The sequence below is a fragment of the Streptomyces sp. NBC_00872 genome, from assembly GCF_045161915.1.
In the GTDB taxonomy this organism is placed as follows: Bacteria; Actinomycetota; Actinomycetes; order Streptomycetales; family Streptomycetaceae; genus Streptomyces.
This window is the reverse complement of sequence record NZ_CP108806.1, coordinates 5,537,994-5,560,898: the sequence shown is the minus strand read 5'-3', so window position 1 is coordinate 5,560,898 and position 22,905 is coordinate 5,537,994. Positions and strand designations below refer to the sequence as shown.

Annotated in this window: 21 protein-coding genes and 1 pseudogene; 10 read left to right on the top strand and 12 right to left on the bottom strand. The window is 70.8% G+C overall.

Annotated features, from left to right (window positions below):
* Positions 1 to 25: 25 nt before the first annotated feature.
* From OG214_RS23975 to OG214_RS23955, 5 genes are all read right to left on the bottom strand, one after another.
* The gene (locus OG214_RS23975) at positions 26 to 1,837 is read right to left on the bottom strand and encodes a PQQ-binding-like beta-propeller repeat protein (RefSeq protein WP_405985919.1); all 1,812 of its coding nucleotides are present in this window, start codon (positions 1,835 to 1,837) and stop codon (positions 26 to 28) included.
* A 253-nt stretch (positions 1,838 to 2,090) separates the two neighbouring features.
* Positions 2,091 to 3,938: an ABC-F family ATP-binding cassette domain-containing protein gene (locus tag OG214_RS23970; protein ID WP_405985918.1), complete on the bottom strand. Its 1,848-nt coding sequence runs from the start codon at positions 3,936 to 3,938 to the stop codon at positions 2,091 to 2,093.
* A gap of 129 nt (positions 3,939 to 4,067) precedes the next feature.
* Positions 4,068 to 4,922 carry a helix-turn-helix domain-containing protein gene (locus OG214_RS23965; RefSeq protein WP_405985917.1) on the bottom strand — a complete coding sequence of 285 codons (855 nt, stop codon included), beginning with the start codon at positions 4,920 to 4,922 and terminating at the stop codon, positions 4,068 to 4,070.
* A gap of 24 nt (positions 4,923 to 4,946) precedes the next feature.
* Positions 4,947 to 5,471 (bottom strand): DUF6879 family protein, encoded by a 525-nt coding sequence (locus OG214_RS23960; protein ID WP_405985916.1) that lies wholly within the window; start codon positions 5,469 to 5,471, stop codon positions 4,947 to 4,949.
* Entirely contained in the window at positions 5,446 to 5,703 is a 258-nt protein-coding gene (locus tag OG214_RS23955) for a hypothetical protein (protein WP_405985915.1), read from the bottom strand. Before OG214_RS23955 ends, OG214_RS23960 begins: the two co-directional genes overlap by 26 nt.
* A 446-nt stretch (positions 5,704 to 6,149) precedes the next feature.
* On the opposite strand from OG214_RS23955, the gene OG214_RS23950 reads away from it, so the two are divergent.
* Positions 6,150 to 6,281, top strand: a complete 132-nt coding sequence (locus OG214_RS23950) for a hypothetical protein (RefSeq protein ID WP_363083365.1) — start codon at positions 6,150 to 6,152, stop codon at positions 6,279 to 6,281.
* Positions 6,282 to 6,353: 72 nt separating this feature from the next.
* The gene (locus OG214_RS23945; protein ID WP_405985914.1) at positions 6,354 to 6,809 is read left to right on the top strand and encodes a hypothetical protein; all 456 of its coding nucleotides are present in this window, start codon (positions 6,354 to 6,356) and stop codon (positions 6,807 to 6,809) included.
* Between the two features lie 34 nt (positions 6,810 to 6,843).
* Here the strand turns inward: OG214_RS23945 and OG214_RS23940 are convergent, their stop codons facing one another.
* The 6 genes from OG214_RS23940 to rsmI form a co-directional block, all read right to left on the bottom strand.
* Entirely contained in the window at positions 6,844 to 7,764 is a 921-nt protein-coding gene (locus tag OG214_RS23940) for a 4-(cytidine 5'-diphospho)-2-C-methyl-D-erythritol kinase (protein ID WP_405985913.1), read from the bottom strand.
* An 89-nt stretch (positions 7,765 to 7,853) separates the two neighbouring features.
* Entirely contained in the window at positions 7,854 to 8,735 is an 882-nt protein-coding gene (gene rsmA / locus OG214_RS23935; protein ID WP_405987593.1) for a 16S rRNA (adenine(1518)-N(6)/adenine(1519)-N(6))-dimethyltransferase RsmA, read from the bottom strand.
* Between the two features lie 203 nt (positions 8,736 to 8,938).
* The gene (locus tag OG214_RS23930) at positions 8,939 to 10,558 is read right to left on the bottom strand and encodes a G5 domain-containing protein (RefSeq protein ID WP_405985912.1); all 1,620 of its coding nucleotides are present in this window, start codon (positions 10,556 to 10,558) and stop codon (positions 8,939 to 8,941) included.
* 202 nt (positions 10,559 to 10,760) lie between these two features.
* Entirely contained in the window at positions 10,761 to 11,630 is an 870-nt protein-coding gene (locus OG214_RS23925; protein ID WP_405985911.1) for a TatD family hydrolase, read from the bottom strand.
* Between the two features lie 188 nt (positions 11,631 to 11,818).
* A complete protein-coding gene (locus OG214_RS23920) occupies positions 11,819 to 12,304 on the bottom strand; it encodes a hypothetical protein (protein WP_405985910.1) in 486 nt (161 codons plus the stop codon).
* A gap of 128 nt (positions 12,305 to 12,432) precedes the next feature.
* Complete coding sequence (gene rsmI / locus OG214_RS23915) at positions 12,433 to 13,383, bottom strand: 16S rRNA (cytidine(1402)-2'-O)-methyltransferase (RefSeq protein WP_405987592.1); 951 nt, start codon at positions 13,381 to 13,383, stop codon at positions 12,433 to 12,435.
* Between the two features lie 70 nt (positions 13,384 to 13,453).
* On the opposite strand from rsmI, the gene OG214_RS23910 reads away from it, so the two are divergent.
* The 7 genes from OG214_RS23910 to OG214_RS23880 all read left to right on the top strand — a co-directional run bounded on the left by OG214_RS23910 (position 13,454) and on the right by OG214_RS23880 (position 20,883).
* Positions 13,454 to 15,175, top strand: coding sequence for a dolichyl-phosphate-mannose--protein mannosyltransferase (locus tag OG214_RS23910; protein WP_405985909.1), 1,722 nt, complete (start codon positions 13,454 to 13,456; stop codon positions 15,173 to 15,175).
* Positions 15,176 to 15,334: 159 nt separating this feature from the next.
* Positions 15,335 to 16,972 carry a penicillin-binding transpeptidase domain-containing protein gene (locus OG214_RS23905; protein WP_363080534.1) on the top strand — a complete coding sequence of 546 codons (1,638 nt, stop codon included), beginning with the start codon at positions 15,335 to 15,337 and terminating at the stop codon, positions 16,970 to 16,972.
* 190 nt (positions 16,973 to 17,162) lie between these two features.
* Positions 17,163 to 17,549, top strand: a complete 387-nt coding sequence (locus OG214_RS23900) for a winged helix-turn-helix transcriptional regulator (protein ID WP_405985908.1) — start codon at positions 17,163 to 17,165, stop codon at positions 17,547 to 17,549.
* Between the two features lie 191 nt (positions 17,550 to 17,740).
* Positions 17,741 to 18,490 (top strand): SDR family oxidoreductase, encoded by a 750-nt coding sequence (locus tag OG214_RS23895; protein WP_363080536.1) that lies wholly within the window; start codon positions 17,741 to 17,743, stop codon positions 18,488 to 18,490.
* A gap of 60 nt (positions 18,491 to 18,550) precedes the next feature.
* The gene (locus tag OG214_RS23890; RefSeq protein ID WP_405985907.1) at positions 18,551 to 19,285 is read left to right on the top strand and encodes an alpha/beta fold hydrolase; all 735 of its coding nucleotides are present in this window, start codon (positions 18,551 to 18,553) and stop codon (positions 19,283 to 19,285) included.
* 114 nt (positions 19,286 to 19,399) lie between these two features.
* Complete coding sequence (locus OG214_RS23885) at positions 19,400 to 19,906, top strand: YbaK/EbsC family protein (protein WP_405985906.1); 507 nt, start codon at positions 19,400 to 19,402, stop codon at positions 19,904 to 19,906.
* Positions 19,903 to 20,883, top strand: coding sequence for an EamA family transporter (locus OG214_RS23880; protein WP_405985905.1), 981 nt, complete (start codon positions 19,903 to 19,905; stop codon positions 20,881 to 20,883). Before OG214_RS23885 ends, OG214_RS23880 begins: the two co-directional genes overlap by 4 nt.
* 3 nt (positions 20,884 to 20,886) lie before the next feature.
* On the opposite strand, the pseudogene OG214_RS23875 reads toward OG214_RS23880, so the two are convergent.
* Positions 20,887 to 21,642, bottom strand: a pseudogene (locus tag OG214_RS23875) (SDR family NAD(P)-dependent oxidoreductase); the annotation flags it as partial.
* A gap of 114 nt (positions 21,643 to 21,756) precedes the next feature.
* On the opposite strand from OG214_RS23875, the gene OG214_RS23870 reads away from it, so the two are divergent.
* Entirely contained in the window at positions 21,757 to 22,899 is a 1,143-nt protein-coding gene (locus OG214_RS23870; protein WP_405985904.1) for a DUF1259 domain-containing protein, read from the top strand.
* Positions 22,900 to 22,905 lie beyond the last annotated feature (6 nt).

The window sequence follows — 22,905 nt, the reverse complement described above, 5'->3', positions numbered from 1 at the left end:
CAAGTCCCGGCGGGGCCGGCCCCGTTCACTCACCGAACGCCATCATGGTCGACTTCTTCATTTCCTCTTCGTCGTTGCTCGCGCTGACCCGGCCGCTGGTCACGAAGAACCGGCCGTCCACATAGGCCAGCTTCGCCGAGTAGAAGGAGTTCTCGATCTGGGCCGTCGACGCCGGGTGCCGCTGGAGCATCGTGGGGGCGCCGCCGGTGGCCGCGACGGTCGCGACCGCACCGCCCTTGTCGTACGTGGGGTCCAGATACACCAGGACCTTGCCGCCCTCCATCCGCAGCGGTGTCATCTGCCGCCCGGCGGGCGCCTTGGCACGCCACTTGGCCTTGCCCGTGTCGAGACTGAAGGCGATGACCTCGTTGGTGCGCGCGGCGGTGCCGCTCGTGTCGGGCTCGGTCGACATGTAGAAGGTGCCCGCGTCGGCGGCGACTCCGACACAGCCCTCCAGATTGCTGCCGAAGACGACGAATCCGCCGCCGCAGCGCGGTGCGAACTTGTCCTTGCCGCCCGCGATTTCGGAGCGCAGGGTGCCGTTCGCGTTGAGCGCGAAGACGCTCCAGGACTTCTTGTCGTCGTTCTTCGCGGAGATGACCAGGGGGTCGACCGAGTAGACCTTGTCGACCTCCCAGTCCTTGGCGAGCTTGTAGGTCCACCTGGCCGCGCCGCTGGCCGGATCGAGCTCCTGGATCTGGTTCTGCGTGGTCTCGTAGTCACCGGTCGGGCAGCTCTCGGCGGCGATCAGCCTGGCGCCGCCGGCGAACGCGTACGGCTGGCACTCGCCCGGCAGCCTGGCGAACAGGTCCTTGCCGTCGCTCACCCGGTAGGCGTTGGAGTTTCCGGTGCGCGCGGCGGTGACGGTGTCCCCGCTGATCGTCAGCGTGATGTCGGTCAGGATGTCGAACACCCCCGACTCCACGACCTCCTTCTTCCAGCCGCCCTTGCCGGTCGTCAGATCGACCATCTGGAGCTGGTTGCAGAGGCTCTTGTCGGTCGTGCCGTCCTTGACACCGATCACGATCTTGCCGTCGGCCGTGGGCGCGGCGGGCGCGGAGCACACCTCGGCGGGCAGCGGAAGCGTCCACTTCTTCCTGCCGTCGACGGCGGAGTAGCCCACGACCTGCCGGTACATGGCCTTGACGACCGTGTCACCGACGAACCAGGGGCCGTACACGTCCGAGCCGTTACGGGGCAGATCCACATCGTTGGTCTGGAGCCAGAGCACCTTGGACTCGCCGTCCTTGCGCCCGGCGTTGAGATCGTCCTGCTCCTCGCGGCCCCCGCCGGTGCCGTCCCCCTGGTCGACGCTTTCCGACGCGTTCGGATCGGCGCCCTCGCTCCTGCCCGCGGTCGGCTTGGCGTCGCCGTCGCCGTCACCGCTGCCGAGGGCGAACCACGCGCCGCCGCCTATCAGCAGCAGCGCGACGGCGGCCGCGGTGACGATGCCGGGCGTGGACCTGAGGAAGTTCTTGCCGCCGACTCCGCCGCCAGCGCCGCCGCCACCGGGTGGCGGGACGGGCGCTCCGGGGAACTGCTGGGGCGGATAGCCGCCGTAGGGCCCAGGCTGCTGACCGTAGGGGCCGGGCGGGGAGTTGTACGGGCCGGGCTGCTGACCGTAGGGCCCCGGCGGGGAGTTGTACGGTCCCGGCTGCTGACCGTACGGCCCCGGACCGGGGTTGTACGGCCCCGGCCCCTGCGGATAGCCGTAACCGGGCTGCGGGGACGGTGGCGCCTGGGGCGGCTGAGCGGGCGGTCCCTGAACTCCCTGCTCCGGGTCCTGCGGAGCGCCGAAGCCTCCCTGCGGCGGCTGCTGGCCGGGTGGCTGGCTCATCAGCGCTGTTCCCCCTTTTTCACATCCATACGGTCCGCTACCCGGTCGGTCTCCCCCGCCGGTCTCCCCCGCGATTCCGGTGGCCGGCTCCGTCGGGAGGGAGCGGTTCGGGTATGGATTCCGCATCGTCACATCGGTCGAGCGGGGCTTCTTTCTATCACTCGGACACCCGTACGGGACGGGCCGGTCCGTCCCCTGTTCCCAAGGGAGAACCGGCCCGTGATGCGCCTGTTACGCGTTCCGCGCACCGTCTCTACGCGTCCTCCGCCAGCTCCAGCCAGCGCATTTCCAACTCATCACGTTCGCCGCCGAGTTCACGCAACTCGGCGTCCAGTTTCGCCACCTTCTCGAAGTCGGTGGCATTGTCGGCGATCTGCTGATGGAGCGTGGTCTCACGGCCGGCGATCTTGTCGAGCTGACGCTCGATCTTCTGGAGTTCCTTCTTCGCCGCGCGGTTGTCCTTCGCCGACACGGCCACCGCGGGACGCTCCTCGGCGGCCGTGGCGCCCGCAGTGGCGGCGGTCGTGAGGGGCTTCGGCGCCGCGGACTTCGACGGCGCGGACTCGACCAGCCTGCGCCGCCGCTCCAGATACTCGTCGATCCCGCGCGGCAGCATCCGCAGCGCCGCGTCACCGAGCAGCGCCATCACCTTGTCCGTGGTGCGCTCGATGAAGAACCGGTCGTGCGAGATGACGACCATCGACCCCGGCCAGCCGTCGAGCAGGTCCTCCAACTGGTTGAGCGTCTCGATGTCGAGATCGTTGGTGGGCTCGTCGAGGAAGAGGACGTTCGGCTCGTCCATCAGCAGCCGCAGAAGCTGGAGCCGGCGCCGCTCACCGCCGGAGAGATCGCCGACCGGGGTCCACTGCTTCTCCTTGGTGAAGCCGAACTGCTCGCAGAGCTGGCCCGCCGTCATCTCCCGGCCCTTGCCGAGATCGACCCGGTCCCGGATCTGCTGGACCGCTTCGAGGACCCGCAGCGACGGGTTCAGTTCGGTGACCTCCTGGGAGAGATACGCGAGCCTGACGGTCCTGCCGACGACGATCTTCCCGCCGGCGGGCTGGACATCGCCCTGACTGCGGGCGGCCTCGGCGAGCGCGCGCAGCAGCGAGGTCTTGCCCGCGCCGTTCACCCCGACCAGTCCGATCCGGTCGCCGGGGCCGAGCTGCCAGGTGAGACGGTCGAGCAGCACCTTCGGTCCCGCCTGGACCTTCACGTCCTCCAGGTCGAAGACCGTCCTGCCGAGCCGGGCGTTGGCGAACTTCATCAGCTCGGAGGTGTCCCGGGGCGGCGGTACGTCCGCGATCAGCTCGTTGGCCGCCTCGACGCGGAAGCGGGGCTTGGACGTACGGGCGGGGGCGCCGCGGCGCAGCCAGGCCAGCTCCTTGCGGACAAGGTTCTGCCGCTTGGCCTCCTCCGTCGCCGCGATGCGCTCGCGCTCGGCGCGGGCGAAGACATAGTCGGAGTAGCCGCCCTCGTACTCGTGCACCGCGCCGCGCTGCACGTCCCACATCCGCGTACAGACCTGGTCCAGGAACCACCGGTCGTGGGTGACACAGACGAGCGCGGAGCGCCGGGTCCGCAGATGCTGGGCCAGCCAGGCGATGCCCTCGACGTCGAGATGGTTGGTGGGCTCGTCGAGCACGATCAGATCGGGCTCGCCGATGAGCAGCTTGGCGAGCGCGATCCGGCGCCGCTCACCGCCGGAGAGCGGCGCGATGACGGTGTCGAGGCCCTGCGGGAACCCGGGCAGGTCGAGCCCGCCGAAGAGCCCGGTGAGCACGTCCCGGATCTTCGCGTTGCCCGCCCACTCGTGGTCGGCGAGATCACCGATCACCTCGTGCCGGACGGTGGCCTCGGGATCGAGCGAATCATGCTGGGTGAGCACCCCGAGCCGTAGCCCGCCGCTGTGCGTGACCCGGCCGGTGTCCGTCTCCTCCAGCCGGCTCAGCACCCTGATGAGGGTCGTCTTGCCGTCGCCGTTGCGCCCCACGACGCCGATCCGGTCTCCCTCGGAGACGCCGAGAGAGACACCGTCGAGCAGCGCACGGGTGCCGTACACCTTGGTGACTGCCTCGACATTGACCAGATTGACGGCCATTTTTCTCCTGTACAGCGGGGATCGGTCGACGTCCCAGCGTAGTCGCCGCCACGGACACCCCGACGGCCCGTCCGCCGACCGGGCAGGAACGACCCTGCGGCCGAGCCGGGCCGGCCCGACGGACGACCGTCAGCCGAGCACGCCAACGGCCTTGACGATCAGCGCGCGGGCGTCGCCCCCGTACACGGCCAGGCCCCGCAGCTCCTCGAAGGCCTTCAGATAGAGGGCGACCTCGCTGGGCTGGGTGATACGTAGCCGCGCAGACGTCAACTCGACCGACACGAGCATGTCGTCGTACACATGGAACGTCTCGCGCGGCCACGTCCCACGCTCACGCCGTGCCATCGGGATGATTCCCAGCGAAACGGCCGGCAAGGCACCCGCGGTCAGCAGATGACCGAGCTGAGCGGCCATGGCCTGCGCGTCCCCGAGCTGGTAATACAGCACCGCCTCTTCGACGAGGAAGACGAACCGGTGCCCGGGTTCATGGATGACACGGGAGCGCTCGACCCGGGCCGCCGCCGCTTCCGGTCCGTCGTTCACCGGGATCTCCCGGAAATCCGCGATGGCACTCAGCAGTGCCGCCGCGTACCCCTCGGTCTGGAGCAGACCCGGCACCATGGTGGAGGAGTACACCCGGAACAGCTCGGTCTCCTGGAAGAACTGCACCCCCCTCTCCTGCAACCGCTTGAGCCCGCCGCGCACCTGAAGACGCCACTCCCGGTACATCGACTCGGCACTGAGCGACTGCGCGATGAGATCGCCCGCCTGGTCGTCGGCCCCGCACGCCCGACACCACAGACGTATGTCCGTGGCGGAGGGCGCGGTGCGGGCGTTCTCGATACGAGATGTCTTCGCGTGATGCCACCCGCATCGGCCCGCCAGCTCCGTGACGGTCAGGCCCGCCCCCTTCCGCAGGTCACCGAGCCGCCGCGCGACGGTTTCGCGCGCCGCTTGGGCGGACGACGACGGAGAGACGGGCATGTGCGGGTCTACCGGTGCTTCCTGTCAGTGGATCTCGTACTGATCGTGCGGGACACCGCGCGCCCAGACCGCCTCGAACGCCTCGGCGCACAGCTTCGCGGCAGCCGGATCGCCGGTGACCTCCCCGCCCATGGACGAGCCGTCACCGGCGAAGTGATTCCAGCGGACCCATCGATCGTCGAAGAGCCAGAAATCATTGCCGGGCAGCGCGATGTCCGAGGCTTGACGACGAGGCAGCCACCGGACCTGTTCACCGGCGGCCACGTTGGTGAACGTACCGGAGTGCTCGTAGCGAATGTATTCGCTGACAGGCTCCGACACGATCCGGGCCCGACGGACGACAACCCCGCGCGCCACCGTCCCGGAGATGAGATCGAGCCAGGGCCGCCACCAGGACGCCTTGTCGGCCGGGTCGAGGCGGACGCCTGCGCGCCAGTCCGCGAACGGCCCCTCCTCGTACTCCACCGCGTAGGAGTCGCGCATCTCCAGATGCACGGCGGAGTGCGTGCAGCCGGAGATCAACTCATCGAACGTGACGCTCGACCGCATCGCACGCCTCCCTGATCATGTCCACCATCCTGGCGGGAATTCGAATCACTGCCTCCCCGTCCGGGATCCCTTTCCCATGCCCGGGGACCTCGGTCGCCGCACACTCGGCTTCCAGCTCCGCGCTGGGCTTCCATCCCTGTAGGACGAGCTCTTGGGCGTCGCGGTCGACCCACACGGTAGGACTCTCATCGTCGCCGGTCTGGGGATCGATTCCGATGAACTGTAACGACATGGCCACCTCCGGTCATGATCTGTGCATCTGTGTGCACCACGGTCGCTCATCACCGTTCGGAGCGTCAAGGGCACGAGCCAGCCACTACCTGGCAGTAATGCAGGTGTGCACACATCTGCACATCGATGGAGATGCGCGCTCGAAGCGCCCTAGCGTCGTGAAGCCGGAGCACCTCACCCGGCAGGGGAGATCCCGTGATGACGATCAAGGTGTACCGCGCGACCGCGACGGGACAGAGGCAAACAGTGCGGCCCTTGGTCACCGTGCCCACAGGCGACCCCGAGCGTCTTCCGGAGTCGCTCGAATTCCCGCCCTGCGCCTGCCGCCGCTGCCTGCCCACAGCCCGCGCGCGGCCTCACTGATCCCCGCTCCGACCGCCCATTCCCTGGCAGGACAGCGGCCGAAGCGGGTCATGCACCGCCCCGTCGAGAAGAAGGGCATGGCACATGACCAGCATCCACCCACAGCACCTGGCGGTTGTCCAGGGAGACGAGGACAACACCGATATCGAGGACGGCGACGGCGGCGGCTCCAATCCGCCGACCGGCTGCGGCGACAACGGCGGCCGCGCCGTCTGAACAGAAACGCGGGCCGCCCCGTTCGAAATCGATCCGAGCGGGGCGTACCCCGTCCGACAGGAAAAGAGGAACGTGGCAAGGACCTTGAGCGGCAGCAGCAGGGTGACCGTGCTGCCGCTGCTGCACACATGGCCGGACCAGTACGACGTCATCGCGTACGCGACCACCGGGGACTTCGGGCAGACCGCGGTCATCGGCCGCCTCTCAGTGCCACAACTGCCGGACGTGGCACTCATGGACATCGCGGCCCGGCATCAGCCCACGCGCGTGTACGGCTCTTCCGGCGGCAGCGCCTTCGCCGAAGCCTGCTGGCTGATCTGTGTCGGCTGGAGCGGACGCAGTGTGCCCAAACCCCGCACCCGGGAGTTCCACGCGGCGTCCTGGTCGCTGGAGTTGGACCGGACCACCGAGCTGAAACAGCCGATGTACGGACACGACCGGCTGCATGTCGGCGGCTTCACACTGGACGATCCGCAACTGATGGATCAGGCCCTGGCCGTGCTGCCGACCCGCGCGACTGTGAGCTGACGCAGCGCGCGGGCCGGCCGGGGCGGGGGGCCGGTCAGGTTGTGCTGTCTTGGGGTACGACCGTGGCGCCCGGGGCGGGCGCGGTGGCGACGCGGGCTGTGCGGCAGGTGCCCGAGGCCAGGAGTGTTTCCGCGATGCGGGCCGCCGACGCCGGGTCCTTCGCCAGGAACGCCGTCGTCGGGCCCGAGCCCGAGACCAGCGCGGCCAGGGCGCCGGCCGCCGTGCCCGCCGCCAGGGTGTCCGCCAGGGACGGGCGCAGGGCGAGGGCCGCGGGCTGGAGATCGTTGGCGAGGGCGCCCGCGAGCGCGACGGTGTCGCCCGTACGCAGGGCCTCCAGCAGCGCGGGATCGGCGACCGGGAGCGGTACGTCCGTATCCTCGGCCAGCCGGTCGAACTCCCGGAACACCGTGGGGGTCGACAGTCCGCCGTCGGCGACCGCGAACACCCAGTGGAATTCACCGCCGACGCCGAGAGGTGTGAGCCGCTCGCCCCGGCCAGTGCCGAGCGCCGCGCCACCGATCAGGCTGAACGGCACATCGCTGCCCAGTTCGGCGCAGATGGCCAGGAGCTCGTCCCGCGAGGAGCCGAGCGACCAGAGCGTGTCACAGGCCAGCAGGGCGCCGGCGCCGTCCGCACTGCCGCCCGCCATCCCGCCCGCGACCGGGATGTCCTTGGCGATATGGATATGGACGCGCGGCTCGATCCCGTGCCGTTCCGCCAGCGCGAGCGCGGCCCGCGCCGCGAGATTGGTGGTGTCCAGCGGGACCTCGCCGGCGTCCGGACCCGAGCAGGTGACGCGCAGCTCGTCCGCGTGCGTCACCGTGATCTCGTCGTAGAGGCCCACGGCCAGAAAGACGTTCGCCAGGTCGTGGAAGCCGTCGGGGCGGGCGGCGCCCACCGCGAGCTGCGCGTTGACCTTGGCCGGCACCCGCACGCGTACCTGTGCCGGCGCCATCGGTGGTGCTGGTGCCGTCGCTGGCGCTGCTGCCAGTGCCGGTGTCGCCGTATCTACGTGCGTCCGTGCCCGTGCCTGTCCCTCGACGCTCACGCGCCCGCCCCCTTCGACTCCGCGCTCTTCGACCCCGCGCTCTTCGACTCCGCGATCCGCGCGAACTCTTCCACCGTGAGTGCCTCACCGCGCGCCTGCGGCGAGATCCCCGCCGCGACCAGGGCCGCTTCCGCCGCCGGTGCGGAGCCCGCCCATCCCGCGAGCGCCGCCCGCAGGGTCTTGCGCCGCTGCGCGAAGGCCGCGTCGACGACCGCGAAGACCTCGGCCCTGGAAGCCGTCGTCCTCACCGGCTCCGCCCTGCGCGTCAGCGCGACCAGCCCGGAGTCCACATTGGGCGCGGGCCAGAAGACCGTACGGCCGATCGCCCCGGCCCGTCTGACCTCCGCGTACCAGTTGGCCTTCACCGACGGCACTCCGTACACCTTGTTCCCCGGCGCGGCGGCCAGCCGGTCGGCGACCTCGGACTGGACCATCACCAGCGTCCGCTCGATGGTGGGGAAGCGCTCCAGCATGTGCAGCAGGACCGGTACGGCGACGTTGTACGGGAGGTTCGCGACCAGCGCGGTCGGCGCGGGTCCCGGCAGCTCCCGCACCCGCAGCGCGTCCGAGTGCACCAGCGAGAAGCGCGCGGCACGCGCGGGCATCCTGGCCTCGATCGTCGCGGGCAGCGCGGCGGCCAGGACGTCGTCGATCTCCACGGCGGTCACCCGGTCCGCCGCCTCCAGCAGCGCGAGCGTCAGCGAGCCGAGCCCGGGGCCGACCTCCACGACGATGTCGTCGGGGCGCACCTCGGCGGTACGCACGATCCTGCGGACGGTATTGGCGTCGATGACGAAGTTCTGCCCGCGCTGCTTCGTGGGACGTACGCCCAGGGCCGCGGCCAGTTCGCGGATGTCCGCGGGCCCCAGCAGCCCCAGAAGGGCGTCGGGACCGCCGGAGGCCTCGGCACCGCCGAGAGTGTCGGAACCGCCGGGGGCACCGGGGCTGTCCGGTGTGCCGGGGCTGCCGAGGCCGCTGAAGGCCGAGGTCTCTGCGTCGTCCGGGGTGTCCGGGGCGTCCGGGGTGTCGTCCGGGGCACCCAGGGCCTGTGGGGCGTCCGGGGCGTCGGGCTCAGTGGTACTCACCCGGTCAGCCTACGGCCGCAGTACGGCCACGGACTCGCCCCCCGTTGCATGTAGAGCTTCTTCGCGCGGTACGTCTGCTCCTCGGCCGTGGCGTCCTGTGGACGTCCCTGACCGCCGACGGAGCGCCAGGTCGCGGCGTCGAACTGATAGAGCCCGCCGTACTTGCCCGACGGATCGACCACGTTGGGACGGCCGCCCGACTCACAGGCGGCGAGCCCCTTCCAGTTCAGATGGTCCACGCCGGCCGTGGAGGTCGGCCGCGCCTTCGTACCGACCCTGACCCGCCGGCTGACCGGCGCGCGGATCACCTCTGCGTGGAGTACGCGCGGCTCCTGCTGGACGCCGTCGACCGTACGGAGACCGTAGGTGACCCGGCGGAGTCCCGGCCGCCCCCGCTGGTCGATGACCTCCGTGCCCCGGAAGAGAGTGGGGTCCTCGGTACGCACGGTGTCGTACGGGATGGCCTCGTCACGCACCTGCTCACGGGACGTGATGTGCTGGAAGCCGATGGTCTGGTCGTCGACGACTTGGTGGTCGACGACTTGGTCGTCAACGATCTGGTCCTCAACGATCTGGCCGTCGACGGTCTGGCCGTCGACAGTCCGGCCGTCGGTGACCCGGCCGTCGTGCGGGGAGCTGTCGTGCGAGGAGTTGTCGTGCGGAGCGCTGTCGTCCGGGGCGCTGTCGTCCGGCAGGGACGTCGCGTCGTCCTCGTACGGCGCGAGACCGTCCTCGGTGAGCGCCTCGTCCACGGCCGCCACGGCCGCCACGGCCGCCACGGCCGTCGCGTTCGTCGCGTTCGTCGCGTTCGCACGGATGGTCCGCCCACCGCGGTCGACCCGGGAGGCCAGGGCCCGCTCGGCCCGCATGTCGGCGCGCACCCCGGTCCGGCGTGGCGCGCTGTCGACCGCGCGGGCCGTCGTCGAGATCCGGCGCCGGTGTCCGTCGAGGGTTTCGAGGGTGAGCAGGACGGACCGGCCGTAGCGGACGCCGCTCGCCTCGCCGCTCGCGTCACCGCTGACGAGACCGGCACCGGGCGCGGGAGCGGCGATGCCGTGCGCGCCGACGGCCGCCCGGTCGCCGGTCAGCGGCTCCGCCGCGTCACCGGCCAAGGTGTGCGTGGTGCGCGGTACCCCGCGGGTGCTGAGCTCGACGGCCTTGTCGCCGACGAGGAAGACCGAGGTGCCGCCGGCCAGGAAGGCGACGACGACGGCCCGGGGCAGCAGCCGGCGCAGCTCGGGCCAGTACGACCCCTGGGCGCCGCGCGGACGGGGACCGCCGCGCCGACCGGAATCGCCATGCCCCCGCTCGCTGCCGCCAGCGCTGCCGCCACCGCCGTCACCGCCACCGCCGTCACCGCCGCCGCCGTCACCGCCGCTGCCAGCGCCACCGCCACTGCCACTGCCACCGCCAGCGCTGCCGCTGCTCCAGGACTCCTGGACGGCATGACTGGTCCCGGCGACTCGGCCGGTCTCGGAAGTGCGGCCCGCCTCCGCGGCGCCGCCGGTCTCGGAAGCGCGGCCGGTCTCAGCCGCGCCGCGGGTCTCGGTGCCTCGGCGCGTGCCACGTGCCGCGCGGTGACTGCCCTGCGTATCGCTCACGACGGTATTGCTCATTGCTCACGACGCTCCACTCGCTCACGACGCTCCACAAGATCCGGTCCGGGCCGGTTCGGCCCGGTTCGGTCCGCCACGAAGGCAGGGCGGGGCCCGGACACTAGCCGAGCGACGGTCACTCTCCCAAGCAACCCGACTACGCGGTGTCGCGACGCTCGCGATACGTCAGCACTCGTGGTACGGGAGTGGTACTCGCGACGCGTCAGTAACCGAACGCGCGGGCCGTATTGCCCGCGATCGCCTCGGCCATGGCGTCCTCGCCGATCCCCCGCACTTCGGCCATCGCCCGCAATGTGACCGGAATAAGATACGGCGCATTGGGCCGTCCGCGGTAAGGCGCCGGAGTGAGAAAAGGCGCGTCCGTCTCCACGAGAACAAGCTCCAGCGGCGCTATGGTGAGCGCGTCGCGCAACGGTTGAGCGTTTTTGAAAGTCACATTGCCGGCGAAGGACATGTAGTAACCGGCCGCGGCACACACTTCGGCCATTTCCGCGTCGCCGGAATAGCAATGGAACACCGTACGTTCCGGAGCGCCTTCCTCCGCGAGGATACGCAGCACATCCGCGTGCGCTTCCCGATCATGGATGACCAGTGTCTTCCCATGGCGCTTGGCGATCTCGACATGCGCGCGGAAGGAACGCTCCTGCGCGGCCATGCCGTCGGGCCCTGTCCGGAAATAGTCCAGCCCCGTCTCACCGACCGCCAGCACCCGGGGCAGCGCGGCCAGCCGGTCGATCTCGGCCAGGGCGTCGTCCAGCGCCGCGTCCCCGCCGCTCTCGCGCGCGCCCTGCCGCGACCAGCCGTCGGGGTCGCCGTGCACGATCCGGGGCGCCTCATTGGGGTGCAGGGCGACCGCCGCGTGGACGTTCTCGTGCGCCGCGGCCGTCTCGGCGGCCCAGCGGGAGCCCTTGAGGTCGCACCCCACCTGGATCACCGTCGTCACACCGACCGAGGCGGCCTTGCGCAGGCTCTCCTCGACGCTGCCGTCCTGCATGTCCAGATGGGTGTGCGAATCCGCGACCGGTACCCGGAGGGGTTCGGGCAGCGGCGGCGGAGCTTGCTTCGAACTCATGGGCGCGATCCTACGAGGGTCGCGCCCCCGGCCTCACCCGCGTGCGCTCACGCACGCGGCGAGGGGGTGGGGCAGATCGAGCGGTGGAACAGGTCGAGCGGATGGAACAGATCCAGCAGGTCCGACCGGTGAAACGGGTCGAACAGGTGGAACAGGTGGAACGGGTGGAACGTGGTCGAACAGGTTGCTCACTTGCGATGGTGGAACGGGTGCAGCAGGTCCGAGAGGTGCCAGTGGTGATGTCCCGCCGCCTGCCCCGTCGCCGTGCTGCCCTGCGTGGATCCGACGGGTATCTCCTCGGCGGATCCTGCGGGTATCTGCTCGGGCTCCGCGCCCCCCGCCGCGCCCGTCGCGGCCGTCGTCCCGGCCGCCGCGGCCGTCGCCGCGCCCCGCTTGCTCTTCGCCGGGTGGTACTGCTCCGTCATCAGCGCCCGCACCGACGAGACCTGTCCCGAACGCATGATGCGCACGACATGCCCGCCGCAGTTGGTGCAGGACGGGCTGGACAGCGGGGAAGGGACCCGTATCCCCTCCGCCTTGTAGACAACGTAATTCCGGCCCGAGCCGTCGACGTGATGCTCTATGTCGTACGCCTGCTCCCAGCCGTGCCCGCAGTGCATACAGCAAAAGGCATATGCCTCGTGGGCTACGGCGGTGCCCGTGATCTCACTCATGCCAGCTCCTCTCCACTGACCCAGTGGACGCCTTTGCCGGCGGGAGCGCATCAGCCCCTGTCGATTAATGGATTGGTCTTGGCCTTCTCATGCCCAAAAGACCCGACTCCCGGTCTGCGCTTTACATTTCACGATAGTCCTTTGCCCCGCGAAGGGGCGTGCGCCGGACCCGGGACCCCGCTGCGTGCGTGCGCCTGCCGTGGGGGCGTGCGCGCCTCGTTCTTCGCCGCCTCGTTCGCCTCGTTCTTCGCCGCCACGACCGCGTCGAACACCTCGCGCTTGGGCACCCCGGCCTCGGCGGCGACGGCGGCGATCGCCTCCTTGCGCCGCTCCCCCGCCTCCTCCCGCACCCGTACCCGCCGCACCAGCTCGGCGGGGTCGAGTTCCCCGGGCCCCTGTTCCGGCGCGCCCTCCACGACGACGGTGATCTCGCCCCGTACGCCCTCGGCCGCCCAGGCCGCCAGCTCCCCCAGACCCCCGCGTCTGACCTCCTCGTACGTCTTGGTCAGCTCACGGCAGACGGCCGCCCTGCGCTCGGCGCCGAAGACCTCGGCCATCGCGGCGAGCGTGTCGTCGAGCCGGTGCGGTGCCTCGAAGTAGACGAGCGTGCGCCGCTCGGCCGCGGCCTCCCGCAGCCGGCCGAGCCGCTCGCCCGCCTTGCGCGGCAGGAAGCCCTCGAAGCAGAAGCGGTCCACCGGGAGCCCGGAGAGCGCGAGCGCGGTCAGTACGGCGGAGGGCCCCGGTACGGCCGTGACCCTGATCCCACGCTCGACGGCCGCCGCCACCAGCCGGTACCCGGGATCGGAGACGGACGGCATGCCCGCGTCGGTGACCAGCAGCACCCGCGCCCCTCCGGTCAGTGCCTCGACCAGTTCGGGGGTCCGGGCGGACTCGTTGCCCTCGAAGTACGAGACGACCCGGCCCCGGGTCTGCACACCGAGCGCCTGGGTCAGCCTGCGCAGCCGCCGGGTGTCCTCGGCGGCGATCACATCCGCCGTCTCCAGCTCGGCCGCGAGCCGGGGCGGCGCGTCCGTCACCTCACCGATGGGCGTCCCCGCGAGTACCAGCGTTCCATTCACATCCGCCATCCCGCCATCCTCGCAGGGCGCGGAGCACCCCTCGCACAGCGGCGTTCCCTACGATGGCGCGGTGACCAGTACTGCGCCTGAAGCCCTCCAGGGGCACGACGCCGGCGGAACGCCGCCCTCATGGCCTCAGCGGCTGCGCCGATTCGGCCATGTGCCGCGGCCGGTGACCGGGCTGCGCGAGCGGCTGGTGCCGCCGTACACCCGGCCCTCGGAGCGGCTCTGGGCCGTACTCGCCGTGCCGCCGGCGACGGCGGAGCGGCTCGTCCGCTGGTCCGCGTGGGGCGGTCCGCTGCTGGTGGCGGCCGTGGCGGGAGTTCTGCGCTTCTGGCACCTGGGCAGCCCGAAGGCGGTGATATTCGACGAGACGTACTACGCCAAGGACGCCTGGGCACTGGTCAACCAGGGGTACGAGGGGAGCTGGCCCAAGGACATCGACAAGCAGATCCTGGCCGACCCGTCGAGGGTGCCGCTGCCGACGGACCCCGGGTATGTCGTCCATCCGCCGGTGGGCAAGTGGGTCATCGGCCTCGGTGAGCAGCTCTTCGGGTTCACGCCCTTCGGCTGGCGCTTCATGGTGGCGGTGCTCGGCACGCTCTCGGTGCTGATGCTCTGCCGGATCGGGCGGCGGCTGTTCCGTTCCACGTTCCTGGGGTGTCTGGCGGGCGGACTGCTCGCCGTCGACGGTCTGCACTTCGTGATGAGCCGTACCGCCCTCCTCGATCTGGTGCTGATGTTCTTCGTCCTGGCCTCCTTCGGGTGTCTGGTGATCGACCGCGACTGGGCACGCCGGAGACTCGCCTCGGCGCTCCCGGTGGACGAGGAGGGCCTGCTGCGCCCGGACGTCGATGTCGCCGAGCGGCTGCGGCTGGGGTGGCGGCCCTGGCGGATCGCGGCCGGGCTGATGCTGGGGCTGGCCTTCGCGACGAAGTGGAACGGGCTCTACATCCTGGCGGCCTTCGCGGTCATGGCCGTCCTGTGGGACGTCGGCGCCCGGCGCACGGCGGGCGCGGTACGGCCGTATGCCGCGGTGCTCCGCCGGGACATCGTGCCGGCGTTCTTCTCGACGGTGCCGGTCGCGATCGTCACATATGTCGCGTCCTGGACCGGCTGGATCGTCACCGACAAGGGGTATTTCAGGAACTGGGCCACGACCCAGGGCAAGGGCGGGAGCTACACCTGGCTGCCGGACTGGCTGCGCAGCCTGTGGCACTACGAGAACGAGGTCTTCCAGTTCCACATCAATCTGACCTCGGGCCACACCTACCAGTCGAACCCCTGGAGCTGGATCGTCCTGGGCCGCCCGGTCTCGTACTTCTACGAGGACCCGAAGGCCGGCAGCGAGGGCTGCCCGGCGGGCACCCCGGGCAACTGCGCCCGTGAGGTCCTCGCGATCGGCACCCCGCTGCTCTGGTGGGCGGCCGGTCTGGCGCTCTGTTATGTGCTGTGGCGCTGGTTCTTCCGCCGCGACTGGCGCGCGGGCGCGATCGCCTGCGCCGTCGCGGCGGGCTGGGTGCCCTGGTTCTTCTACCAGGAGCGGACGATCTTCCTCTTCTACGCGGTCGTCTTCGTCCCGTATCTCTGCCTCGCGGTGACCATGCTGGCCGGCGCCCTGATCGGCCCCCCGGGCGCCGACGAACGCCGCAGAACGATCGGCGCGGTCGGCGCGGGCGTACTGGTCCTGCTGATCATCTGGAACTTCATCTACTTCTGGCCGCTCTACACCGGCACCCCGATCCCGATCGACTCCTGGCGCTCCCGGATGTGGTTCGACACCTGGGTCTAGATGGGTGCGGGTGTACCGGGTCTTGGCGGGGTCGTGGTCACCGTCCCAGTCCGATAACGCACTCCTCCCCCGGCGCACCCGTCCCGTAGAGTTCGGTCCGAAACTTCCTTGAACATGTTCAGATGTTCAAGGGGGCTCCTGGGGAGGGGGACTGCACAGATGCGCAGTGGAGCGAAGGTCGCCGTGGTCGGCGGGGTGTTCGCCGTGGTCGCCGGCGGGGTGGGGTACGGCGCGTACAACGTGTACAGCGGGCTCACCGGCGGGAACACGGACAGCACCACCACATCGGCGACACAAGAGATCAAGACCGGGCCGCTGAGCGCCGACGAGATCGACAAGGCCGCGAAGGACTTCCTCGCCGGCTGGGCCGGCGGGGACGACGGCACGACCGTCGCCCAGCTCACCAACGACCCCACCGCGGCGGCGCCCGTCATCGACGGCTACCGCGACCAGGCCCATGTCACCCGCGCGGTGATCACCCCGGGCCCGGCGGTGGGCGCGAAGGTGCCGTTCACCGTCAAGGCCACGGTGACCTTCGGCGGCGAGAGCAAGCCATGGGCGTACAGCTCCGAGCTGACCGTGGTGCGCGGACTGACCACCGGGCGCCCGCTGGTCGAATGGGCGCCGTCCGTGATCCATCCCAAGCTGACGGACACGACGCATCTGGAGACCTCCGAGGCGAAGGTCCCGCCCATCAAGGCGGTGGACCGCAACGGCGTCGCGCTGACGAAGGAGAAGTACCCGTCGCTCGCGTCCGTCCTGGACCAGCTCCGGGAACGGTACGGCGCCGACGCGGGCGGCTCGCCGGGCGTCGAGCTGTCGCTGAAGAGCGACGGCGACAGCGTGCCGGGGCAGACCCTGCTCACCCTCGCCAAGGGCAAGGAGGGCACGCTGCGCACCACGCTGGACGCGAATGTGCAGGCCGCCGCCGAGCAGGCGGTGAAGAAGTTCAGCGAGGCGTCGGTCGCGGCGGTCAAGCCCAGTACGGGCGAGATCCTCGCGGTCGCCAACAACCGCGAGGACGGCTTCAACGCGGCCATGCTCGGCAAGCAGGCGCCCGGCTCCACGATGAAGATCGTGACCGCGGCGATGCTGATGGAGAAGGGCCTGGCCGACGCGAACCGGCCGGCCGAGTGCCCGCCGACCGCCATGTACCAGGGCCGTACGTTCCAGAACCTGGACGGTTTCTCGATCCAGGGCGGCACCTTCGCGCAGAGCTTCGCCCGTTCCTGCAACACCGCCTTCATCAAGCTGATCGACGACACCCATGACGACTCGGCGCTGAAGAACGAGGCCGAGCAGGTCTTCGGCATCGGCCTCGACAACTGGAAGACGGGAATCGCCTCCTTCGACGGAAGCGTGCCGTCGGCGGTGGGCGGCGAGGCGGCGGCGCAGTACATCGGGCAGGGCACGGTCCAGATGAACGTGCTCAACATGGCGTCCATCACCGCCACCGCGAAGAACGGCACGTTCAAGCAGCCGATCATCGTGCCGCGCTCGCTGGACGACCGCGCGCTGGCCACCGCCGCGCGCTCGCTCCCGTACTCGGTGGCGCAGCAGCTCCGGGACATGATGCGGCTCACGGCGACGAGCGGTACGGCGGCGAACGCGATGTCAGGACTCGGCGGGGACAAGGGCGCGAAGACCGGCTCGGCGGAGGTCGACGGCCAGGCCACGTCGAACAGTTGGTTCACCGGCTTCCAGAACGACGTGGCCGCGGCGGCCGTCGTCCAGTCGGGCGGCCACGGCGGAGACGCGGCGGGCCCGGTGGTGGCGGCGGTACTCGCGGCGGGCTGACCACGCGATTCGGCCACGGGGCGGCGGGTACGGGGAAACGAACCCCGCCCGCCGCCCCGTCGACGTCACCCCGCCACCCCGCCAGGCCCGCCACCGTGAAGTGGCGCGTCTCCACGCCGAGTTGCACCGCCAGGAGATGGGGGTGGTATACCGTGGATACCGGAGGGACGAGGCCACCACGGAGGCGACCATGACCACCATCCCGGCCGACGCCGATACGGCGCTGCCGCGCGCCGTCCTGCTGCGTGAGGTGCTGGCCCGGCTGGGGGACAAGTGGACGGTGATCGTGATCTGCCGTCTCAACGCGGGTCCCCGCCGCTTCAACGAACTGAAGCGGTCGGTCGAGGGCATCACCCAGCGGATGCTGAGCGCCACCGTGCGCCGGCTGGAGCGGGACGGGCTGGTCAGCAGAACCGTGACACCGACCGTGCCGCCGCAGGTGGAGTACGCGCTCACCGACGCCGGACGCAGCCTCCACTCGGTCCTCTACCCCCTGGCCCACTGGACCGACGAGCACCTCGGCTATATCGAGACCTCCCGGGCGGCCTACGACGCCGCCTCGCCCCCGTCGGACTGAAACCCGGGTCGGCCCGGACGGAAACCCGGGCCGGCGGAGGGCCCTCCGGGCCGGCCCGGTGGTGTCAGCGAGGGAACCAGGGCACCTTTTTGTGCCCTCTTGAAGCAATTGCCGGGGTTGAACAGAGTGGAGGGGCACCCAACGGCCGCCATTCGGCCGCTCCCTTCCCCTCACCCCCCAAAGGACACCTCGTGGGCAAGCTCGTATCCCGTACCGCCGTGGTCACCGGTGGCACCAAAGGCATCGGCCGTGGCATCGCCCTGGCACTGGCCGCCGAGGGAGCCTCGGTGGCCGTCGCCTACAGCCGGGACGACCGGGCCGCCAAGGACGCGGTCGCCGAGATAGAACGGCACGGCGGCAGGGCGCTGGCGGTGCGCGCGGACGTCTCCCGCGCCGATCAGGTCGCCGATCTCTTCGCCCGTACGGTCCGGGAGTTCGGCCCGGCGCACATCCTCGTCAACAACGCGGCCGTCTTCTCCTTCCAGGCGATGACGGAGATCACAGAGGAGGAGTTCCACCGGCAGTACGGGACGAATGTCCTCGGCCCGGTCCTGACCACGCGGGCGTTCGCCGAACAGGCCCCCGCGGAGAACGCGGCGATCATCAATGTGACGACCTCCGGCGTGGCGCACAACCGCCCGGGATCCGCTCTCTACACCTCGACCAAGGCCGCGTTGACGACCATGACCAGGATCTCCGCGAAGGAACTGGCCGGACGGGGGATCCGGGTCAACGCGCTCGCCCCCGGGGCCACCGACACCGAAGGTGCCCGTTCCCTCGGCGTGATCGACAGCGACATGGCGGACGAACTGATCGCCGCCACTCCCCTGGGCAGAATCGGCCGGCCCGAGGACGTCGCCGCTGTGGCCCTCTTCCTCGCCTCCGACGACTCCGCCTGGATCACCGGAGAGGTCATCCACGCCGACGGCGGAGGCCACTAGTGCTGTGACCGGAAAGGTTCACCGGGGGCCGTTGTCAGACCCCTCCGTTAGGTTGCCGCTATGACGGAATTCGTACTTGTCGCAGGCGCGTGGCTCGGATCCTGGGCGTGGGACGAGGTGGTGCCGCCGCTGCGTGCGGCCGGCCACGGCGTCCACCCGTTGACGCTGTCCGGCCTTGCGGAGAAGCGGGGCGTGCCCGCCGGGCAGCGGACCCATGTCCAGGACATCGTCGACGAGGTCGAACGCCACGATCTGCGCGATGTCGTCCTGGTCGGGCACAGCTATTCGGGCATCCCGGTCGGCCAGGCCGCCGAGCGGATCGGCGACCGGCTGGCCCGCGTGGTCTTCGTCGATTCCGATGTTCCGGCCGAAGGCCAGTCGTTCGTCTCCGGCTGGTGGGAGGGCCCGGCGAAACTGGAGGCCGCGATCGCGGGGAACGGCGGCTTCTGGGCACCGCTGACGGCGGGCGACTACGCCGGCCAGGGCCTCACCGATGAGCAGATCACACGGATCGTCAGCGGCTCGACGCCCCACCCGGGCGCCTCCCTGTCCGAGCCGGCCGTGCTGACACGGCCGCTCGGCGAGCTCCCGGCGACCTACATCAAGTGCCTGCTCGACGGACCGGAACCGAGCGAGGAGGTGGCCCAGTTGCTGACCAGTGAGCACTGGCGGCTGGTCGAGATGGACACCGGCCACTGGCCGATGTTCTCCCGTCCGGGCGAACTGGCGCGGATTCTCCTCGACGCGGCCGACACCGGCGGCACCGCTGGCGCGGCCGACACCACCGGGGAGTGACCACGGGCCCACACGCTCCACGGGCCCATACGCTCCGTGGGTCTCGCCGCCAGGGTCTCCCACCGGAGGAAAGCCGGTGGTACGGGCCGTGCCGTGACCGCTAGCGTGCGGCGCATGAGCACTTCCGACACCACCGCCTCCGCCGCCCACCCCCGTTTCGCCAAGGCCCTGCGCGAGCTGGGCCTCGACGAGATCAAGGGCCGGATCCGCCGCTTCCCCGACGCCACCCGCACCGCCGCGGAGGCCGCCGCCGCGATCGGCTGCGGTCTGGGCGAGATCGTCAAGTCGCTGGTATTCGAGGCGGACGGGGTGCCCGTGCTGGTCCTGATGGACGGTGCCTCACGGGTCGATGTGGAGCGCGTACGGCGGGAGTTGGGCGCGGCGGCCGTGAAGCGGGCCGACGCCGAGGTCGTACGGGAGACCACCGGATACGCCATCGGCGGCGTCCCGCCCTTCGGGCACCGTACGAAGACCCGCGTTCTCGCCGACCGGGGGCTGCTCGCCCACGCCGTGGTGTGGGCGGCGGCGGGCACACCGCACACGGTGTTCCCCATGGAACCGGCATCCCTGGTCGCGCACGCGGGCGGCACCCTGGTGGATGTACGCGAGCGCAAGGCGTGACACCGCTCGTCGCGGTCGCGGTCCTGGTCGCCGCTTTCACCCACGCGGCCTGGAACGCCATCGCGCACACCATAAAAGACCAGCTTGTCGCGTTCACCCTGATCGGCGGCGGCGCCGCGGCGATCGGCGCGGTGATCGCCTGCTTCGCGCCGCTGCCGCACCGGGCGGCCTGGCGGTACATGATCGTCTCGGCGCTGCTGCACATCGGCTACCAGGCGCTGCTGATGCGCTCGTTCAGCCTCGGCGACTTCGGCCAGATGTACCCGATCGCACGCGGTACGGCGCCCCTGGTGGTCACCGTGCTGGCGGCGGTCTTCGTGGGCGAGTCCCTGGACGCCTGGCAGGCGACGGGCGTGGCGGTCGCCTCGGCGGGACTGCTGGGCGTCGCGCTCTGGGGGATACGTGGCTCGGGGACGCGAGGGATGCGAGGGACGCGAGGGACGGCTGACACGACGGACACGACGGGGACAACGGGGACAGCGGGGACAGCGGGGACAGCGGGGACAGCCGGGAAGACCGGCGCGGCAGGCACGGCGGGGCACGGGCCCCACTGGGCCGCGCTGCTCGCCGCGGTCGCGACCGGTCTCTCGATCGCCGCGTACACCGTCGTGGACGGCCTGGGCGTACGGAACTCGGGCTCACCGATCGGCTACATCGCCTGGCTGATGATCCTGGAGGGCGCCCTGATCCCGGCGTACGCCCTGCACACCCGCCGCGCCCGGCTGCTCACCCAGCTCCGCCCCCACGCCGTCCTGGGCCTGCTCGGCGCGGCCCTCTCCATGCTGGCCTACGGTCTGGTCCTGTGGGCCCAGACCCGCGCCCCTCTCGCACCGATCGCGGCACTGCGCGAGTCCTCCATCATCGTGGGCGCGGCGATCGGCGCGCTCTTCTTCAAGGAGCGCTTCGGCACCCCGAGGATCGCGGCGGCAGGTCTGATGGTGGTGGGAATCGGTCTCATGCTCCACACCGCCGGCTGAGCCCAGCGCCCGTCGCAGACCCACATTGCTCGTCAGCAGCCCGCCGTCCACCGGCAGCGTCACCCCCGTGATCCACGCCGCGTCCTGGGAGGCCAGGAACGCCACCGCCGACGCCACATCTCCCGGCGTGCCCACCCGGCCCATCGGGTAGTGCGGCGCCGCGCGGCCCAACTCCGCCTGCCGGCCCGCCCAGGCGTCCGTGGCGATCGTGCCCGGGGCGACGAGGTTCACGCGGACACCTCGCGGCGCCGCGTGGCCGGCGAGGGTACGAGTGAGGCTCGCCAGGCCCGCCTTGGCCGCGCTGTAGGCGTGATTGCCGAAGTCCTGCTCGCCGTTGACGGACCCGATCGTGACGATCGCGCCCCGGCCCGACGCCACGAGATGCGGAAGCGCCGCGCGGGCGCAGCGGAACGCGCCCGTGAGCGTGATGTCGAGATCCCGCGCCCAGACCTCGTCCGGTTCGTCCTCGAAGAGCGGGGCGTCCGGCGCGCACGCGTAGGCGTTGTTGACCAGCACGTCCAGTGAGCCGAAGCGCTCCACCGCGTACGCGACCGCCGCCTCCACCGACGAGCGGTCGGCCACATCGCACCCGTAGGCCACCGCGCCCGGGATGGTCTCGGCCGCCCGTGCCGCCCGTTTCTCGTCCAGGTCCGTCACCAGGACGCGCGCGCCCTCCTCGGCCAGCCGGCGCGCGGTCGCCTCGCCGATGCCGCGCCCCGCTCCGGTGATCAGTACGCCGTATCCCTCGAAACGTGTCATGGGGCGATGATGTCGCCGGCCGGGCGCCCCGCACCAGAGTTCCCCGGGCGTCCTCTCATGGATCGCGCGCTCCGTCGGATCATGTTTTGATCGCGTCACGGAGGTACAAAGGTGATGAGCGGAGACGTGGAGCACGAAAACAGGACGGACGACACCAGGACGGATGAAACCGGCGCGGACAGACCCGCCGCGAACGGACCCGGCACGGACGGAGCCGGCGCACCGGACACGGCGGCGGCAGCGGCGCCCCGCCGCCGACTGCTCGTCGCGGCCGCGCTGGCGCCGGTGTTCGCCGGTATGGGGACGATGGTCGCCCTGGCCGAGCCGGCGAAGGCCGACGTGACCGGAGTCCCCGGGGCGAAGGAGGAGAAGGAAGGGGGAGGCGGCCCCGCGCATCTCACCCCGGTGCCCACGACGGCAGGGCACTGGAAAGAGGTCGCGGACGTGCTGGGCCGTCCGGGCAGCCTCGTACGCGGCCTCTTCTACCACACCCGCTTCGCACGCGACGACCTCAAGGTGATCTCCTACGGCGTCGAGGTGGCGCCCGAACTCGCCCTGGGTTCCCACATGGCCTTCGTCCGGTACAGCGACGACAGCGTCCTGGTCATGGGCGATCTGAATGTCACCGAGGACGAACTCCAGAAGGTGATCGACGCGTTGGCCGATCACGGAATCGCGGTGACCGCCCTCCACAAGCATCTGCTCGCCCACTCCCCCGACGTCTGGTGGACCCATATCCACGGTCACGGGGACGACCCGGTGCCGCTGGCCCGCGGGCTGCGCGCGGCCATGGACCGGACGTCGAGCCCGCCCGCCCGGCCGACGGGACGTCCGCCGCGGCTCGATCTGGACATCGAGGCGATCGAGGCCGTGATGGGGGTCAAGGGCGAGAACGACCGCGGGATCTACAAGTCCGTCTTCGCCCGCCGCGAGCCCATCATCGACGGGCACATGGTGCTGCCCCCAGGCCTGGGGGCCACCTCGGCCTTCAACTTCCAGCCCCTGGGCGGCGGCCGGGCCGCGCTCAACGGCGACTTCGCCATGGTCGCCGACGAGGTGCAGGACGTCCTCACGACACTACGGCGCGGCGGCATCAGTCTCGTCGAGGTCCACAACCACGGGCTGACGGAGGAACCGCGCCTGTTCTTCACCCACTTGTGGGCCGTGGACGACGCCGTCAAGATCGCCGAGGCGCTGCGCCCGGCCGTGGACCTCACCAACGTCGTACCGGTCGGCCCCGAGCGCGATTACGTGTGACCCGGC

Bases quoted from the DNA above. Each gene is read 5' to 3' on its own strand.
- OG214_RS23925 (WP_405985911.1), bottom strand. From the start codon at position 11,630: ATGAGTTCGAAGCAAGCTCCGCCGCCGCTGCCCGAACCCCTCCGGGTA.
- OG214_RS23940 (WP_405985913.1), bottom strand. From the start codon at position 7,764: ATGGCGCCGGCACAGGTACGCGTGCGGGTGCCGGCCAAGGTCAACGCG.
- OG214_RS23970 (WP_405985918.1), bottom strand. From the start codon at position 3,938: ATGGCCGTCAATCTGGTCAATGTCGAGGCAGTCACCAAGGTGTACGGC.
- OG214_RS23920 (WP_405985910.1), bottom strand. From the start codon at position 12,304: ATGAGTGAGATCACGGGCACCGCCGTAGCCCACGAGGCATATGCCTTT.
- OG214_RS23900 (WP_405985908.1), top strand. From the start codon at position 17,163: ATGACCACCATCCCGGCCGACGCCGATACGGCGCTGCCGCGCGCCGTC.
- OG214_RS23975 (WP_405985919.1), bottom strand. From the start codon at position 1,837: ATGAGCCAGCCACCCGGCCAGCAGCCGCCGCAGGGAGGCTTCGGCGCT.
- OG214_RS23950 (WP_363083365.1), top strand. From the start codon at position 6,150: ATGACCAGCATCCACCCACAGCACCTGGCGGTTGTCCAGGGAGACGAG.
- OG214_RS23965 (WP_405985917.1), bottom strand. From the start codon at position 4,922: ATGCCCGTCTCTCCGTCGTCGTCCGCCCAAGCGGCGCGCGAAACCGTC.
- OG214_RS23905 (WP_363080534.1), top strand. From the start codon at position 15,335: ATGCGCAGTGGAGCGAAGGTCGCCGTGGTCGGCGGGGTGTTCGCCGTG.
- OG214_RS23890 (WP_405985907.1), top strand. From the start codon at position 18,551: ATGACGGAATTCGTACTTGTCGCAGGCGCGTGGCTCGGATCCTGGGCG.
- OG214_RS23960 (WP_405985916.1), bottom strand. From the start codon at position 5,471: ATGCGGTCGAGCGTCACGTTCGATGAGTTGATCTCCGGCTGCACGCAC.
- OG214_RS23955 (WP_405985915.1), bottom strand. From the start codon at position 5,703: ATGTCGTTACAGTTCATCGGAATCGATCCCCAGACCGGCGACGATGAG.
- OG214_RS23870 (WP_405985904.1), top strand. From the start codon at position 21,757: ATGAGCGGAGACGTGGAGCACGAAAACAGGACGGACGACACCAGGACG.
- OG214_RS23885 (WP_405985906.1), top strand. From the start codon at position 19,400: ATGAGCACTTCCGACACCACCGCCTCCGCCGCCCACCCCCGTTTCGCC.
- OG214_RS23930 (WP_405985912.1), bottom strand. From the start codon at position 10,558: ATGAGCAATACCGTCGTGAGCGATACGCAGGGCAGTCACCGCGCGGCA.